The following is a 16,080-nucleotide window of genomic DNA, read 5'->3' as shown; positions in this document are numbered from 1 at the left end:
CACTTCCGTCGTGAACTTGATAATTAGTCATGGATGTTTCGTTGTTTTGTTGATTTTAAGGTTTTGTTGATTTATGAAAAACCAGAGCGCAATTTTAAATGCGCCCTGATTTATATTCACTGTTTACCATGGGGAGGCTAAGTATGGAAATGAAGCTAAAAAAGGCTTGTCATTTTCGTTTACATTATCATTGGACAGCGTTGGATTTTCAGAAAAATCCTCACCACCAAAGATCAATAGTAGTTCTACCGTGATGACATCATCGGCTAAAGCTCTACCCGTTAAAATATTAGTGCCATCGAAAAATGTTGTAGTTCCTTCTAAAGACACATTTAGCACATCTGTAGCCAACAGTCCGGTAAAAGCTGCTGCATCTTGACCTAAGGCATTTAAGCCCCCATTTGCATAAGCAGGACTTAATGCCAACAAATTAGTTTCGAACATACTTTGAAATGCCGCACTTTGGTTTGATGGTACCGTGGTATTAAATCCATCTTTACTCGATGAAGACACAAATACGGTATTCACAGCTGGCCTTCCCATTTGATCTTCCTGCATATAAGTTCCAGAAAGGTTTGGATTATTATAGATTCCGTCGCCATTCGTTGGTACATTATTTGTACTACAACTAAATAGTAATAAAGCACTTAAAAGGCATCCTGATATTAATTTTATACTTTTCATAATTGTCATTTTAAAAATTGTTGTTATTGTTTTCTTTTTGATTCAACCCAAGTGTTTATGGTACCTGTGCCTCCTATCATTGCTTTAGGCACCTCAACCACCACAGACATAACATTGGTTCCGGCAAAGGTGTCGCTTCCTGGATTATTAAACCCCGAGGCATTTCCAGCTATAATTTCGCTGTACTGGGCAAAGTCCATAAAGAACGGGTCATCTCTTGGCCCTGCAAATACCGAGGTACCATTCTTGGTTGCTACTTTAGCTTCAGAACCATAAGTGGTTACATCAACAAAAATAACATCGTTGATACTATTCGCATTTATTACACTGGCTAATCCAGGACTGCTTGGTGCTACTGGGCCTATAACATACATTTTACCATTTCTGGGAATTGCCTGAATTACTAAGTCTTCAATATTATCCCCAGTATTGTCTATATTGAATTCTATCATAACGTTTTCATCAAAAGTGGCCGATGCGGTAGCTGATGGACTTAACAGTCCCTGTAAATTTGCTACAAATACCATATTATCGGTGTTCTCGCCCTGAAAAGCGTAAAAATCTGTAATGTCGCTAGTACCACCTTGTACTGCAGGTGCATCAATGTGATCTGCTGCGACAAAAACTAAACCAGCTACTAACAGTAAACTGATTCCTAAAGTTTGCTTGAAGTTTTTCATAATTTTGAAATTTTAGTTAATTATTTTAATGTTACTTTCATGCATACCTACGAAGTAATCAGTTACCCGGTTTTGTTAAAATTTTGTTAAATAAATTTAAATCGCCTTTCCAGTAAAAAGCTTAATTTTACACTCAACTTATAATCTATGAACCCATCAGCGACAGGTTGGATAAAAAAACTGTTGAAAGACATTTCCAGTAACGAAGCTTTTTTAAATAAAGAAGAGGAACGCTTCTATACAGACTTAAGGGCCTGCGGATTCATCTTTGGAAGCAATCTTAATGTAGTTGCGAACGTATTTGAAAAGCATGACCTATCGGAAGACGAACTGTGCAAGGTAAATTTAATCCTTGCCTTTTTATACACACACAATAATACCAGTTCTGAAACAGAATTTGTTGATAGTGTGATACAATTTTATACAGCTATTAACGAGCTAAAGACCTCTTTTTTCCAAGATTTATTGGGTAGCAAATCCTCTAATGACAAACTTGAAAAAGTAATACACAAACGCATCCATATAGACCCTAATGTACTTACCAAAAATTTCAACTATTTTATAATTAATGCACTGTTATTTGTCGACATTCTGGCTTATAAAAAGTTTTTGGAGGAAGGGGTTATTTCTATAGACTATGCCAAACAATTAGAAAGTATAATTGAAACTATTGTTTTAGGTGCTATTGATGCCAAAATACAGAAAAACCAATACGACGAAAGTTTAATTAAATTGTTTGAATCCTCTTTACGCTATCATAATGCTGTACCTCTAAAATACAAAACAGCAGTAAGCCTAACCGCTACCAGTTTAGAAAAATTTTACATCCTAGACCTAGCTTGCATGGCCAGTTGGAGTGACCGTGTTATTGATACCGACGAGATCAAGTTTATTACTAATTTGGGCAGTGACTTTAAATTAAGCTCGGAAAAAACCGAGGCTTCCATTGCTTTTGTTGATTCGTTTTATACAATCCATAAAAATGAAATTGCCTTACTGGGTTCTAAAAATATAGTACAGAGTTTTTATGACAACTCCAGTAAAATGGTTAGTAAATTAATTTCCAGAAATAGCAAACGCCTTTACAAAGAGTTAAAAGACAGCAAGGAATTACTAGTACTCCTATCGCAATCTACCCATAGGGAACTTAACCCAGAGGAACAGAAAAAAGTACAGGAACAATTATTGGATATCTTCAAATCCATCCCAAGTTTGGCTATTTTTATTTTACCGGGTGGTGCGTTATTGCTACCCTTGGTCATTAAGTTTATTCCAAAATTACTTCCTTCGGCATTTGACGAAAACAGGATTAAGGAATAAAATCCATTTTTCTGTAAATGACAAAAAATTGAGACGTCACATTGAGTATGGTTGCTTAGGCTGACAGCTATCACACATTTTAATTTTTGTCATGTGCAAAAATCCTTTTCCCCAACAAATCGTTAAGTGCTGGTTTTAAATAATTATAATTATAATTAAACCCTTTGTTCTCAACTTTCTTTGAACTTACACGCTGGCTTTCAAATAAAAGGATATGCATTTCTCCCAGCAATAGCTTCATAAAGAACCGAGGAATATTGGGCAGAATTATAGGTCTTTTTAATTGTTTTGCTATGACTTTTATGAGTTCTTTATTGGTAACGGGATTGGGGGCTACTCCATTATATACTCCGCCTAGTTGGTATTCCAAAATATACATAAACATTCTTGATAAATCTTCTATATGAATCCAGGATTGCCACTGTTTACCTGAGCCAAAAGCTGCACCAAGGCCATACTTAATGGGCTTTACCATTTCCTCTAATGCGCCACCTTTGTTTGAAAGTACAAGTCCTATCCTTATCTTGGAAACTTTAATGTTCAATTTAGAAAATCCGTCTACTGCCTGCTCCCATTGCTGTACTACGGTACTTAAAAAAGTATCCTTAAACGATTTAAAGTTTTCATCGTAATAATTTACCAGGGAATCTGGATATATCCCTATGGCACTGGCCGAAACCACCTGTTTTATAGTATGCGATTCTCCTTTTAAGGAATTAATAAGTAGTTGTGTTGGCTTAATCCTACTGGAGATAATTTCCTTTTTATGGCTTGGGGTCCATCGCTTGGCAATCGATATGCCCGCCAGATGGATTATGGCCTCAACGTCTTTAAAACAATTCTTGTCTATGTCTTGGGTGTCTGGATTCCAATAATATCCTTTATAATTAGCTCTAGATTCTATTTTTGATATACTCGTTGTTAAGTAATTAACATCTATTTCCCTTTCATGACAACGCCTTACCACCTCCTGTCCGATTAACCCTGTTGCTCCCGTTATTAAAACCCGCATTTTCTTTTTTATATAAAGTTACGAAATACGATATGGGCGCACCAGTAGTTTATATTAGGTTTAACATATGTGTTTAAACTTTGGTTGTTGCTGGTTGTTCAAGGTTCTAAAATTGAAGGCTAATGTTTAAAAGTTTAAAGTTTATAGGTTTAGGAGTCGCTAGTTGCTAGATGATAGGCAATCCTATTAATTTTTCTTAAAAGTTTAATTCCTATTTTTCTTTGTCTTAATTCCTTATACTTAAAACTTTGCTCTAAAATAAAATCCTTAATCATGTGTTGTCCAAGGTTTAAAAGTTTAGGGGTTTGGCTCAATGAAAGCAAGGCTAAGCTATCTATCTGCTAGTCTTGGCTCTTGATTCTAAAACATCAGACCTTGGTAGCCCTTAGCATTTAGCTCTTAAGTATAATTTCATTAAAAACCGCTGAATGTCACGCTTCTTTATAAGCGCGTAACATTTAGCTCTTAAGTATAATTTTATCAAAAAACGCTGAATGTCACGCTTCTTTATAAGCGCGTAACATTTAGCTCTTAAGTACAATTTTATTAAAAAACGCTGAATGTCACGCTTCTTTATAAGCGCGTAACATTTAGCTCTTAAGTATAATTTTATCAAAAAACGCTGAATGTCACGCTTCTTTATAAGCGCGTAACATTTAGCTCTTAAGTATAATTTCATTAAAAACCGCTGAATGTCACGCTTCTTTATAAGCGCGTAACATTTAGCTCTTAAGTATAATTTTATCAAAAAACGCTGAATGTCACGCTTCTTTATAAGCGCGTAACATTTCCCTTTTACCCGGTGGGCCAGGTAATTTTTCAACAGCAAAGCCAACACTTTGCATGGCTCTACGCACACTGCCTTTTGCTGAATAGGTTACCAAAACACCACTAGGCTTTAACGCATCATACATGATTTGGAAAATAGCTTCTGTCCATAAATCGGGCTGTACCCTTGATCCAAAGGCATCAAAATAAATAATGTTGAATTGTGCTTTTGCATCTATATCCTTAAAAAACTTATTCTGTTTTATTAATGAAAAAGCAGGCGTAATGTCGTGTTGTGCTTCCCAAGAAACACTATGCAGGGTTTTAAAAACATCCAAATCTACATGATCCTCCAACATTTCCGTATAATTCAGCTTTAAGGCCTCTTCTATTGCAACAGGATAAGCTTCCACACCTGTATAGTCAACTTTAGTATTTAGCTTTCCGGCTTCCAATAAGGTTATTAAGGTATTTAAACCTGTACCAAAACCTATCTCCAAAATTGAAATAGCTTCTTCCCTATTAAAATTTAAATGGTAATAATGATGTAAACCATGCTTGATGAACACATGATATGCTTCTTGAATAGCCCCATGTTTGGAGTGGTATTGCTCATTCCATTCAGGTAAGTGAATGGTTGTAGAGCCATCGGACGTAATAATAATTTCCCGTTTCATCTGTTAATATTTACTGCCCGCCCGCTTGGCAGGCGGGTTTTCATTGGCCATACTTAGACCTCTCTCAGCACAGGAATGCAATGCCACTATTATCATTTTCCGTAGATTGTAAATTTTGTATATGGGCATTTCAAATTATTGTTTTATAAGAACACCATCTGCTTCAAAAGCAAATGTTCTTTTAGGTTTTGTAATAGTTGCTATCTCGGTTGCTGTTTTTCCTGCATCTTCAGCATAATGGCGTTGGTCTTCTACAGATTGCTCGGCTACATATGCCAAACCATTAACAATTACTGTTTTGTCTTTAATGTCTTTGGGCACAAAAAAACCATAATCCTTAAACTTCACCATAACGTCACTATTGTTATCCAATTGCAACTTCATCCAACACCCTTTGGCCTGGCATACTTCGGTTACAGTTGCCTTCATTTTAGTATTAATACTATCGCCTACAGCCATTGTATTGTAATGGGAAACCATAGATTTTACTTCAATAGCATCATCTGGTATGATAGTTTTTCCAAAAGAAGTGTATTCAGTAGTTGCTATTTTGTCATGATTTGTTTGGTTTTCGACCTTTTTTTTACAAGAATTTAACAATAGAACACCAATAAACACCAGTATTAACAACCTCATGATACAAAAACTTTAATTTTAAACGATTTGTGTAAATATACCTCTTTTTTAAAAACGTTTTTACTTAAATTTGTTTCGTAAATACCTAGACTATGAATACTACAACTAACGCTATAGAGGTTATAAAAACAAAAGCCTCCAAGATTAATGAGGTAGATTTTGATAATTTGAAGTTTGGAAGTGTCTTTTCGGACCACATGTTGGTATGCGATTATAAAGATGGCAAATGGGAAGCTCCAAAAGTTGTGCCTTACCAAAATATTTCGCTGGATCCTTCGGCTAAGATTTTCCATTATGGTCAGTCGGTTTTTGAAGGTATGAAAGCTTATAAAGATTCTGAAGGTAAGGTCTGGTTATTCCGTCCGTTAGACAATTTTAACCGATTGAATATTTCTTCCAAACGATTGGCTATTCCAGAATTGCCTGAAGCCTATTTTATGGAGGGGCTAAAAACTTTGCTTAAGGTAGACAGCGATTGGATTCCAGAAAATGAAGGAAGCTCGCTTTATATAAGACCTTTTGTATTTGCTTCTGGTAATGGGTTTCATGCGTCGCCTGCCAATGAGTATAAATTCATTATAGCCACGGCACCATCGGGATCTTATTTTTCTGGTAAAGTAAAAGTATTGATTGAACAAAAATACTCGCGTTCTGCTAATGGCGGTGTTGGTTTTGCCAAAGCTGGTGGTAACTACGCAGGGCAATTCTACCCTACGCAATTGGCTATTGAAAAAGGTTACCAACAAGTAATTTGGACCGATGATAATACGCATGAGTTTATTGAAGAAGCTGGAGCTATGAATATTTTTGTTCGTATTAACGATACTTTAATTACTGCACCTACGAGCGATCGTATTTTAGACGGTATTACCCGAAAAAGTATTATTGAATTGGCCCAAGCTGAAGGTATAGATGTAGAGGTTAGAAAACTGTCGGTTCACGAAGTTGTTGAAGCGGCCAAAAATGGTACTTTAAAAGAAATGTTTGGCGCTGGAACCGCTGCCGTGGTTTCTCCTATTTCTGGGTTTGGTTACAACGGTACCGATTATGATTTACCTGAATTGGACGCCCCCTTTGCCAACCATTTAAAAAAGCGTATTACAGATATACAAACCAATAAGGCCGAAGATCCCTTTGGATGGCGTTATAAGGTTGATTAACAAAAAAGAGGTTGTCTAAACGGGCTTCGTAACTTTTTGTCAGGTTGAGCGCAGTCGAAACCTATTATTGGATATCAGTAATTAATACATTTCGACTGCGCTCAATGTGACATTTAGTTTCCCTTTTAGACAACCTCTTTTTTATTTATCTAAAATAGACCGAATATCGGGCTTAAAATAGTTTGGGCCTTTTAAAACCTTGCCATCTTCCCTATAAATTGGCTGCCCATCTTCACCCAATTTACTCATATTACTACGTTGAATCTCTTCAAACACTTCTTCAATTTTATATTGCATACCGTGTTCTATAATGGTACCACATAGTATGTACAGCATATCGCCCAAGGCATCGGCAACCTCAACTAAGTCATTATTATTGGCCGCCTCTAAATATTCTTCATTCTCTTCACGCATTAAATTAAAACGCAATTTATTCTTTTCTGTACCTAAATCTGCTTTTGGACTTTCGCGATGTCCTATTTTAAAGGCCGTATGAAATGCTTTTACAGCTTCTATTTTATTCTTCATTTGTATAGTATTGCTTATAAATGGTCGTATGTCACTTTCGATAATTTTAATAATCACGCTGTAATGTAGTTAATGATTATTTATATTATCTCTGTTGCATATATTCATTAAATTTGCATAAAAGTAACTATATGTTCAGTAAAGGTCAAATCATTTTTGGAGTTTTATTTTTTATTGCTTTTGTAATAATAATTGTTTTCACCTATCGAAAAGACATGAAACTTCACAAGCGTTTTTATGCAGGCAGTATTTGGATTCTTATTGCCTTTATTGCCTTTATTCTATTTATAGTTGCCATTAAATTCTTTTTAAAAGCATAATAATACCCTTAAAATATAATGAAAGTATACCAAGCCGCTAGTAACCGCTATGAAACCATGACTTATAACAGAACAGGAAAAAGCGGCGTACTGCTCCCTGCAATTTCGTTAGGCCTATGGCATAACTTTGGATTTAATGATAGTTTTGATAATGCTCGGGATGTTTTGCGTTGTGCTTTCGACTTAGGTATTACCCATCTTGATTTAGCCAATAACTATGGTCCACCTCCAGGATCGGCAGAAACAAATTTTGGAAAGATTCTCCAAGCCGATTTTAAATCTTATCGTGATGAGCTCTTTATTGCATCTAAAGCGGGGTATTTAATGTGGGATGGTCCCTATGGGGAATGGGGCTCAAGAAAATATTTAATTGCCAGTTTAGACCAAAGTTTAAAACGTATGGGATTGGATTATGTGGATGTGTTTTACCACCATAGACCTGATCCTAATACCCCTTTAGAGGAAACCATGGGCGCATTGGCCGATATTGTAAGACAGGGTAAAGCCTTGTATGCCGGCATTTCCAATTATAATGCTGAAGACACCCAAAAGGCAGCAAGCATTTTAAAGCAATTAAATGTGCCTTTTATTCTTAACCAAGTGCGCTATTCCATGCTTGATCGTTGGGTGGAAGATGATCTTTTAGACACCTTGGAAGCAAATGGCGTTGGCGGCATTGCCTTTTCACCCTTGGCCCAAGGTATGCTTACCGATAAATATTTAAACGGCATTCCAAAAGATTCCCGTGCCGGTGGCAGTTCTATATTCTTAAACGAAGAAACCGTAAATAGCAATATTGAAAAAGTTAAACAACTGAACACCATTGCCCAAAACCGCGGTCAGAAATTATCGCAAATGGCTATTGCTTGGATATTGAGGCATCCACAAATGGCCTCTGTACTTATTGGGGCCAGTTCTGTGAACCAATTAAAAGAAAATGTAAAAGCCTTGGATAATTTGGAGTTTAGCACAGAAGAACTCAATCAGATTGATGCTATATTGGGCTAAAGTAATTAGCAATAATTTTAAACGGTTTAAATTAGATGTTTATTTACATCGAAGTCTTTGGGCTTATTCCTTAACCACAATAACAGTCGCTTTCACCCCAGTAGCTAGGTTCCACTGTTTATGTGAAACAATATTGCCTTTATCATCTATAACCTTAAATTCTGCAGTATTTGGACCAGACTCGCCTTGATTTAATGCTAAAAAATCAATTTTATTAAACCCTTTTAACAGATTTAGTTTAAAGCCTTTAAAACCGCCTGTTAAATACACCCTGGCATGAACAATATCATCATTAATCAGCACTTGGATAACATCGCCATCAACATACCCATGGTCTCGGTATACGACATTCACAAACTCTCCATTAGATCTTATGTCCCCTAAATACACATCGGTGGTACTACCATTCCTTTGCTCAATCTCTTCCTTGGTTAACTTTAAATCGTCTATGTTTTCACTAATACGCTTCTGGTACAACTCCCCTGGATTTCCAAATTGTTCTTGAGGAAACATGGAAAACTCCTTTTTTGGAAACTCTAATAGAGGCGCAGTATTAGGGATATTTAAATTATTTGGATTGCTTAAAGGCTTAGAGGGGCTTAGCAATAGTGTTGATGCCGAATCTTTTTTACTTTCTTCTGCAGGGACAATTTTAAGTTTCTTTTCACTATCAATCTGAGCAAAGACCGACAGTGTAAAACACGTTAAAAACAAAGTAAAAGCATACCGTTTCATCCTATCCAAAATTGTTCTATTCAACCTTTATATAAAGTAGCTAATTCGTGTCAAAGATATTTCTTTATCTATAAAATCCTTAATACAAGTCATGATTTTGACTATTTCTTAACAAAAACTATTCCTAAAGCAACATTATTTATAATTAAAAGACTGTTAGAAACCGTTAGAAAAGGTTAAAGAAATCCAAAACGCCCAATGCATGATAAAAACATCATATTCATTATTAATACCACATCGTTTTCGGTTTCCAAGCTCCAACTTAGCTTAGATCAGCTTAGCTCTGCACCAGAATCCGAAGCCACTCCTCCTTCATAAACTACCTGTGCACACATCTCATAATGCCACGAATACACGAATGTGTCATTTATAAAGAACTATCATTGTGTAATAGAAACTAGACATCACACTAATTTTAAGCCTTTCAGGCTTTGGTATTTCCGCCAAAGGCGGAAATCAATTCGTGGGATGGCCCGTAACCGATTCTTTGCGCAAACATAAGCACCTATTTATTCGTGATAATATGTGTTATTCGTGGCTAGTTTTTATTTGGAGCCCGTTTTTTAGCTCTTCAATATTTGTGTACACACGGTAGTTAAAAGGGAAGGTGGCTTTAAACTCTTATTTGAGTTTAAAGTTGGAAGGGTTTTCTTTATCAAACAACAGATACCCCAAAAAAACAAGAAGGAAGTTTTTCTTGTATAAAACCGAAAACGTTAAAAAATGTTAATTATGTACTTTGTTATACATAGTACTGTAACAAAATGTATTTCTTGTCGTCTATCTAGTATAAATCAATTAAAAAACGAAAAACAATGAGAACTTTAAACACAAATCAGTTAACAAGCAAATTACCCAATTCTAAAAGTTATAATTGGAACAGCAAAAGACGTTACAAATAAGTAACGTCTTTTTAATCACAAATTTCATCAATCAAAAAAAAACAATAGTTATGAAAGCAATTATAAAAATTTCCAGGCACAGGAACCAATTAGTACATGAGTGTTTATTGCACACCAGAAAATTATTAACGCAATATCATCAAGATGGCATTTGGAGAGGCTGCAAACGCTATGCCCATTAAAGACAAGCCATAACCCTTTGATGTTGACTCAATTATGGTATTGTTTTTGAGATTTGTTAAATAAATCATAAAAACAAACCCATGAGACACTCCAGACAAATGCCCGAAGTTAATACGGGCTCCATGGCCGACATCGCCTTTTTATTACTTATCTTCTTCTTGGTAACCGCTACAATCCCCAAAGACCAAGGCATCAATAGAAAGTTGCCAAGCCCCTGCCCTGATGGACAAGAATGCAATGATAAAATCAATGAACGTAATGTTTTACGCATAGCCCTTAATAATAAAGATGACATAATGGTAGAAGGCGAGATCATTTCCATTAATGAACTCAAGGAAATTACAAAGGCCTTTTTAGATAATAATGGCGATGGAAGTTGCACCTACTGTAATGGCACAAAATCTTTGGACGCATCCGACAACCCAAACAAAGCTATTATTTCGCTACAAAACGCTAAACAAACCAGCTACAGTCATTACATTAAAGTTCAAGACCAATTGACCCTAGCCTATTTTGAACTTAGAAAAACCTATTGCGAAACAGTGCTCAAAAAGCCAATAGATAATTTATCGAAAGAAGAGTTAAAAACTGTAAGAGAAGCTTACCCCTTTAAACTTTCTGAAGCAGCGACAAAGTAAAATACCAAACATTATTCTTTGGGAATACCATAAGCAATAGTCACCTTTTTTTTGCCCCAAGCTTTAGCTTTTTTAACATTAAGCCCCATATAGATATCTATGCGGTTTTTCCAACGGTAATGCATTTTGTCCTTTACAATATAAATACTGTCCAAGCCTTCAATTTTAACTGGCGTATTATGCTTAAGGCCTTTCTTTAACAAATCCCTCGATACTGCTACATAGCGTAATCCAGGAACTAAGCTATCCCCAAAAGCAGTAATATGGGGATCCCCGTCTGTTTGATATCTTAAAGAATTATAAGCCGTAGCTGTAACTTCAATAGTCTGCCAATCGTAATTGGCGTAAGGGTCTTCAATTTTATTACAGCCTAAAAAAAACTGGGAAAAAGTCGTCAATATGATTAAAAACCTAACCATATTATAAATATAATTATAAAAAGTTATTTTTCGTATTTTAACCATTATAAACCAACCACTTAACGCATGACTTTCAAATATTATTTTTCAGCCTTATTAATCCTAGTATTATCTTGTAAAAATGACTCTAAAACCATTAAAGCCCCACAAAACCTTATGGAACAAGCCAAATTAATACACGAGCATGTAATTACCATAGATACACATTGCGATATTGAGGTGAAAAATTTCACAGATTCCATTAACTATACACAAAATTTAAATTCGCAGATAACATTGCCTAAAATGAAGGCTGGCGGATTGGACGTTGCCTGGCTTATTGTATATACTGGACAGGATTCCCTAACTGAAAACGGTTATCAAAAAGCATATAAAAATGCCATGGCGAAATTTAATGCAATCCATAAACTGGTTGAAGACATTGCTCCAGATCAAATAGCACTGGCAACCTCATCGGAAGATGTAAAGCGTATTGCTAAATCTGGCAAAAAAGTAGCCATGATAGGCGTTGAAAATGGATACCCCATTGGCAACGACATAAGTAATGTAGAGAATTTCTATAACCTTGGAGCGCGCTATATGTCATTGGCACATAATGGCCATAGCCAATTATCCGATAGTAATACAGGTGAAAAAGATGGCGTTTGGTTACATAACGGGTTAAGCGATTTGGGTAAAGAGGTGATCAAGGAGATGAACCGATTGGGGATGATGATTGATGTATCACACCCTTCAAAAGAAGCCATGAGACAAATGATTGAATTGAGCAAAGCGCCTATTATTGCTTCACATTCATCGGCAAGGGCATTATGTGACCATAGCAGAAATTTGGACGATGAACAATTGGAATGGCTCAAGAAAAATGGAGGTGTGGTACAAACAGTGGCCTTTGCCGCCTATTTAAATTCAGAAAAGATAAAAGCCCGTTCTGAAATCGAAACTAAAATTGGTAAACAAATTATGGATTCATTAGGTGTTGAATGGATTGATCTGGACGCTATTAAAAATTTGCCCAATACCGAAAAAGAAGTTTATTACAAACACTATGATGTGATGACTTCCATACGCAGAAAAAAACTAAATAAAATGGATCATGTTCCTCCTGCTGTAGATGTAACGGATCTCGTTAACCATATTGATTATTTGGTTAAAAAAATAGGTATTGAACATGTTGGTATTAGTAGTGATTTTGATGGCGGTGGTGGTATTGAAGGTTGGCAGGATGCTTCAGAAACCTTTAATGTTACCCTGGAATTGGTAAAGCGTGGTTATTCCGAAGATGAAATTGCAATGCTTTGGGGCGGGAATTTACTTCGGGTTTTAGATGCTGTTCAAGCCATTGCCAAAACCTTAAACTAATCCCTTTTTCTAAATCCGTAAATCACTTGCTTAAAAAAGCTTTTGGGCATATTTTGGTCGCCATCGTAGCCTAAAGTTATGGTACCACTATCCTCTGGAATATAATTGGTTTTAAAGATATAATCCCAAAGGCTTAGGCTTATCCCAAAATTTACACCATATGCTCTATTTTTAGGAAGCGCATAGGCATGATGGTACAAATGCATCACGGGGTTATTAAAAATATATTTTAACGGCCCATAAGTCAACTTGATGTTGGCATGGTTTAAATGACCAATAGCTATGGCTACAAAATGCACTATAAATGCTTGTTCGGGTTCAAAACCTCCTAATAGCATCACTGCAAATACCTTTAATGGCTTATATAGAATATTTTCCATCCAATGGTAACGCAAGTGTGCCGCAAATCCCATTTCCTTCACCGAGTGATGGACTTTATGAAAGCGCCACAGCACCCTAAAGCGATGCAATAGCACATGGGTGAACCACTGCACAAAATCTGATAACACAAAGAAAATAAGCAATTGGCCCCATTGTGGCAGATTAGATATATCGACAAGCGAAACGGACTTCATAGTAAGGCCAAGCTTCAAGAAGAGCGCTTCCAAAACCTTATAAAACCCACTAATCGCGATAGCAAAGATGAAAAAATTGAAAAACATATAGAAGGCATCCAACCAAAAATCCTTTCTAAAAATAGATTGCTCCTTACGCCAAGGAAAAGCTATTTCCAACAACCAGACACCTATAGAAATAACTATTAAGCCCCAAAAGTAATTGGTATACCAAGGCACATCGAAAACAATAGAACGCCAAGTCCAATCTATCGTGCCCTTAATAGCTTTAAAAAACAGGTCTAAAAATTCCATTACCTCAATACGCTAACAATAATTTCAATGCTTCCTCAAACCGTTGTTTGGGTAAAAACTGTGCCTCCAATTGGCTGGCAAACGGTATTGGGGTCTCTAAGCTGGCTACTCGCTTCACAGGGGCATCAAGATACTCAAAACACGTTTCCATTAGCATTGCAGAAATATCACTGGCTATACCTCCAAACATAGTATCTTCCTGTACAACAATGGCCTTGCCCGTTTTCTTAACCGATTCAAAAATAGCTTCAGTATCTAATGGCTGTAAAGTCCTTAAATCAATCACATCGGCAGAAATATCTGGGTTCCTATCCAATGTGTCCAATGCCCAATGTACAGTAGCCCCATAAGCAATAATACTCACCTGATTACCTTCCCGTAAAACGGATGCCTTTCCAAAAGGCAATGTATAATAATCTATTGGTACTTCTTGCCTTATAGTCCTGTAAAGCCCCTTATGTTCAAAAAACAATACTGGATTGGGATCGTTAATGGCCCTTGCCAAAAGCCCTTTGGCATCGTAAGGAAAAGCGGGATACACTACTTTTAATCCAGGTGTTTTTGTAAACCAGGCCTCATTGGTTTGCGAATGGAACGGTCCTGCTGCTACTCCGCCTCCACAGGGCATCCTTATCACCACATCGGCATGTTGCCCCCAACGGTAATGTGACTTAGCCAAATAATTAACCACTGGGTTAAAGCCCGATGACACAAAATCGGAAAATTGCATTTCCACAACACTTTTCATTCCTGCAATAGACAAGCCCATACCAGCTTCAACAATGGTCGATTCGCAAATAGGCGTATTGCGCACACGGTCTTTACCAAATTGCTCTAAAAACCCTTTGGTTATTTTAAACACCCCTCCATACTCTGCAATATCCTGGCCCATAATTACCAATTCAGGATGTTGTTCCATACTCTGTTTCAGCCCTTGTGAAATAGCATCTACAAATCGAACTTCACTAGAATCCTGACCCGCTATAACAGGTTTGTATTCAAAGGATTTATAAACATCATCCAATTCCTTTGATAAATCTGGTTGAATAGGAGCTTCACTAAAAGCAATATCTAAATGGTCATTAATTTCACTATGTAGCGCTTCTTTTATCAAAACGTCATTTGCTTCTGTTAACATACCTTCGTCCCTCAAAAAGGATTGAAAATTCAATACCGGATCTTTAGCTGCCCAAGCATCCATAAGTTCTTGCGGTACATACGCTGTTCCACTTGCTTCTTCGTGTCCACGCATCCTAAACGTTTTAAATTCCAGTAGTATGGGACGTGGGTTTTTACGTATGCTTTTGGCCAATTCTGAAACCTTTGTAAAAACTTCAATAATATTATTGCCATCTATAATATGGGATTCCATGCCATAACCTGCAGCCCTATCGGCGATATGCTCACAACGGTATTGTTCGTTTGTTGGTGTTGATAAGCCGTAGCCATTATTCTCAACACAAAAAAGAACTGGCAGTTGCCATACCGAAGCCACATTTAACGCCTCATGGAAATCGCCTTCGCTAGTACCTCCTTCTCCTGTAAATACAGCTGTAGCCTGCTTTTTATCTTTTATTTTTGAAGCCAGAGCAATGCCATTGGCCACTCCCAATTGTGGCCCCAAATGCGAAATCATCCCCACTATTCTATAATCCTGGGTACCAAAATGAAAAGAACGGTCCCTACCATTGGTAAAACCATTGGCTTTTCCTTGCCATTGGGAAAACAATCGATGAAGCGGAATATCTCTTGTTGTAAACACCCCTAGGTTGCGATGCATGGGCAGTATATATTCTTCTTGATGAAGTGCCATTGTAACCCCTACGGCAATGGCTTCTTGTCCTATACCAGCAAACCATTTACTTATTTTTCCCTGACGTAACAAAACAAGCATCTTCTCCTCTACCAACCTAGGCTTTAAAATATTCTTATAAATAAGAATTAGGTCTTCAGTATTTAGATTCTTAATATCGTATTTGATCATTGCCGAAGTCTTCGATGTATGCATATGCTTAGTTTTCGAATATATCAAATATAGTGTAAATTTAGTATTCTGTTTGCAGCAGCTTTCGCAATAATAAGTCAAATAAATATAGCTCGGGAACTTTGTGCATTTATGAGAAAATAGAAGTTGGATAACAGGTGACAGAAACAGAAGCTAAAGTCAACAGTAGCAGTCGCA

General features: G+C 36.6%; 16 protein-coding genes. 6 read left to right on the top strand and 10 right to left on the bottom strand.

Going from position 1 to position 16,080, the window contains the following annotated elements; translation table 11 throughout:
* Positions 1-123: 123 nt before the first annotated feature.
* Both MR062_RS17665 and MR062_RS17660 read right to left on the bottom strand, forming a co-directional pair.
* Positions 124-684: a DUF4331 domain-containing protein gene (locus tag MR062_RS17665; RefSeq protein WP_262916867.1), complete on the bottom strand. Its 561-nt coding sequence runs from the start codon at positions 682-684 to the stop codon at positions 124-126.
* A gap of 23 nt (positions 685-707) precedes the next feature.
* Positions 708-1,364: a DUF4331 domain-containing protein gene (locus MR062_RS17660; RefSeq protein WP_262916866.1), complete on the bottom strand. Its 657-nt coding sequence runs from the start codon at positions 1,362-1,364 to the stop codon at positions 708-710.
* 147 nt (positions 1,365-1,511) lie between these two features.
* Here MR062_RS17660 and MR062_RS17200 point away from each other — a divergent pair, with 147 nt between their 5' ends.
* Positions 1,512-2,684, top strand: a complete 1,173-nt coding sequence (locus MR062_RS17200; RefSeq protein ID WP_242206599.1) for an LETM1-related biofilm-associated protein — start codon at positions 1,512-1,514, stop codon at positions 2,682-2,684.
* A gap of 79 nt (positions 2,685-2,763) precedes the next feature.
* Here the strand turns inward: MR062_RS17200 and MR062_RS17195 are convergent, their stop codons facing one another.
* The 3 genes from MR062_RS17195 to MR062_RS17185 all read right to left on the bottom strand — a co-directional run bounded on the left by MR062_RS17195 (position 2,764) and on the right by MR062_RS17185 (position 5,777).
* Positions 2,764-3,696, bottom strand: coding sequence for a TIGR01777 family oxidoreductase (locus MR062_RS17195; protein WP_242206597.1), 933 nt, complete (start codon positions 3,694-3,696; stop codon positions 2,764-2,766).
* A 761-nt stretch (positions 3,697-4,457) separates the two neighbouring features.
* Complete coding sequence (gene mnmD, locus MR062_RS17190) at positions 4,458-5,141, bottom strand: tRNA (5-methylaminomethyl-2-thiouridine)(34)-methyltransferase MnmD (protein ID WP_242206595.1); 684 nt, start codon at positions 5,139-5,141, stop codon at positions 4,458-4,460.
* A 135-nt stretch (positions 5,142-5,276) separates the two neighbouring features.
* Positions 5,277-5,777 (bottom strand): DUF4920 domain-containing protein, encoded by a 501-nt coding sequence (locus MR062_RS17185; protein ID WP_242206593.1) that lies wholly within the window; start codon positions 5,775-5,777, stop codon positions 5,277-5,279.
* Positions 5,778-5,869: 92 nt separating this feature from the next.
* On the opposite strand from MR062_RS17185, the gene MR062_RS17180 reads away from it, so the two are divergent.
* The gene (locus tag MR062_RS17180) at positions 5,870-6,937 is read left to right on the top strand and encodes a branched-chain amino acid aminotransferase (RefSeq protein ID WP_242206591.1); all 1,068 of its coding nucleotides are present in this window, start codon (positions 5,870-5,872) and stop codon (positions 6,935-6,937) included.
* 141 nt (positions 6,938-7,078) lie between these two features.
* On the opposite strand, the gene MR062_RS17175 is transcribed toward MR062_RS17180, so the two are convergent.
* Entirely contained in the window at positions 7,079-7,465 is a 387-nt protein-coding gene (locus tag MR062_RS17175; protein ID WP_242206590.1) for a nucleoside triphosphate pyrophosphohydrolase family protein, read from the bottom strand.
* A gap of 338 nt (positions 7,466-7,803) precedes the next feature.
* Between MR062_RS17175 and mgrA the strand changes: the two genes are divergently transcribed.
* Positions 7,804-8,793, top strand: a complete 990-nt coding sequence (mgrA, locus tag MR062_RS17165; protein ID WP_242206586.1) for an L-glyceraldehyde 3-phosphate reductase — start codon at positions 7,804-7,806, stop codon at positions 8,791-8,793.
* 63 nt (positions 8,794-8,856) lie between these two features.
* Here the strand turns inward: mgrA and MR062_RS17160 are convergent, their stop codons facing one another.
* Positions 8,857-9,552, bottom strand: a complete 696-nt coding sequence (locus MR062_RS17160) for a hypothetical protein (RefSeq protein ID WP_242206583.1) — start codon at positions 9,550-9,552, stop codon at positions 8,857-8,859.
* A 928-nt stretch (positions 9,553-10,480) separates the two neighbouring features.
* Between MR062_RS17160 and MR062_RS17655 the strand changes: the two genes are divergently transcribed.
* Together MR062_RS17655 and MR062_RS17155 are read left to right on the top strand one after the other, a co-directional pair.
* Entirely contained in the window at positions 10,481-10,612 is a 132-nt protein-coding gene (locus MR062_RS17655) for a hypothetical protein (RefSeq protein WP_262916865.1), read from the top strand.
* Positions 10,613-10,693: 81 nt separating this feature from the next.
* A complete protein-coding gene (locus tag MR062_RS17155) occupies positions 10,694-11,251 on the top strand; it encodes an ExbD/TolR family protein (protein ID WP_242206581.1) in 558 nt (185 codons plus the stop codon).
* Between the two features lie 11 nt (positions 11,252-11,262).
* Here the strand turns inward: MR062_RS17155 and MR062_RS17150 are convergent, their stop codons facing one another.
* Positions 11,263-11,670 carry a 3D domain-containing protein gene (locus tag MR062_RS17150; protein ID WP_242206579.1) on the bottom strand — a complete coding sequence of 136 codons (408 nt, stop codon included), beginning with the start codon at positions 11,668-11,670 and terminating at the stop codon, positions 11,263-11,265.
* Between the two features lie 66 nt (positions 11,671-11,736).
* Between MR062_RS17150 and MR062_RS17145 the strand changes: the two genes are divergently transcribed.
* The gene (locus tag MR062_RS17145; protein WP_242206578.1) at positions 11,737-13,029 is read left to right on the top strand and encodes a dipeptidase; all 1,293 of its coding nucleotides are present in this window, start codon (positions 11,737-11,739) and stop codon (positions 13,027-13,029) included.
* On the opposite strand, the gene MR062_RS17140 is transcribed toward MR062_RS17145, so the two are convergent.
* Complete coding sequence (locus tag MR062_RS17140) at positions 13,026-13,898, bottom strand: sterol desaturase family protein (RefSeq protein WP_242206576.1); 873 nt, start codon at positions 13,896-13,898, stop codon at positions 13,026-13,028. The genes MR062_RS17145 and MR062_RS17140 overlap by 4 nt on opposite strands.
* Positions 13,899-13,902: 4 nt before the next feature.
* Positions 13,903-15,882 carry an alpha-ketoacid dehydrogenase subunit alpha/beta gene (locus MR062_RS17135; RefSeq protein WP_394800551.1) on the bottom strand — a complete coding sequence of 660 codons (1,980 nt, stop codon included), beginning with the start codon at positions 15,880-15,882 and terminating at the stop codon, positions 13,903-13,905.
* Positions 15,883-16,080 lie beyond the last annotated feature (198 nt).

The sequence above is a fragment of the Aestuariivivens insulae genome (genome assembly GCF_022662195.1).
GTDB lineage: Bacteria > Bacteroidota > Bacteroidia > Flavobacteriales > Flavobacteriaceae > Aestuariivivens > Aestuariivivens insulae.
This window is presented reverse-complemented; position numbering and strand designations above follow the sequence as displayed.

What these genes read in the sequence shown, in the direction of transcription:
- MR062_RS17665 (WP_262916867.1), bottom strand. Translation starts at nt 684, where the DNA reads ATGAAAAGTATAAAATTAATATCAGGATGCCTTTTAAGTGCTTTATTA.
- MR062_RS17660 (WP_262916866.1), bottom strand. Translation starts at nt 1,364, where the DNA reads ATGAAAAACTTCAAGCAAACTTTAGGAATCAGTTTACTGTTAGTAGCT.
- MR062_RS17200 (WP_242206599.1), top strand. Translation starts at nt 1,512, where the DNA reads ATGAACCCATCAGCGACAGGTTGGATAAAAAAACTGTTGAAAGACATT.
- MR062_RS17195 (WP_242206597.1), bottom strand. Translation starts at nt 3,696, where the DNA reads ATGCGGGTTTTAATAACGGGAGCAACAGGGTTAATCGGACAGGAGGTG.
- mnmD (WP_242206595.1), bottom strand. Translation starts at nt 5,141, where the DNA reads ATGAAACGGGAAATTATTATTACGTCCGATGGCTCTACAACCATTCAC.
- MR062_RS17185 (WP_242206593.1), bottom strand. Translation starts at nt 5,777, where the DNA reads ATGAGGTTGTTAATACTGGTGTTTATTGGTGTTCTATTGTTAAATTCT.
- MR062_RS17180 (WP_242206591.1), top strand. Translation starts at nt 5,870, where the DNA reads ATGAATACTACAACTAACGCTATAGAGGTTATAAAAACAAAAGCCTCC.
- MR062_RS17175 (WP_242206590.1), bottom strand. Translation starts at nt 7,465, where the DNA reads ATGAAGAATAAAATAGAAGCTGTAAAAGCATTTCATACGGCCTTTAAA.
- mgrA (WP_242206586.1), top strand. Translation starts at nt 7,804, where the DNA reads ATGAAAGTATACCAAGCCGCTAGTAACCGCTATGAAACCATGACTTAT.
- MR062_RS17655 (WP_262916865.1), top strand. Translation starts at nt 10,481, where the DNA reads ATGAAAGCAATTATAAAAATTTCCAGGCACAGGAACCAATTAGTACAT.
- MR062_RS17155 (WP_242206581.1), top strand. Translation starts at nt 10,694, where the DNA reads ATGAGACACTCCAGACAAATGCCCGAAGTTAATACGGGCTCCATGGCC.
- MR062_RS17150 (WP_242206579.1), bottom strand. Translation starts at nt 11,670, where the DNA reads ATGGTTAGGTTTTTAATCATATTGACGACTTTTTCCCAGTTTTTTTTA.
- MR062_RS17145 (WP_242206578.1), top strand. Translation starts at nt 11,737, where the DNA reads ATGACTTTCAAATATTATTTTTCAGCCTTATTAATCCTAGTATTATCT.
- MR062_RS17140 (WP_242206576.1), bottom strand. Translation starts at nt 13,898, where the DNA reads ATGGAATTTTTAGACCTGTTTTTTAAAGCTATTAAGGGCACGATAGAT.
- MR062_RS17135 (WP_394800551.1), bottom strand. Translation starts at nt 15,882, where the DNA reads ATGATCAAATACGATATTAAGAATCTAAATACTGAAGACCTAATTCTT.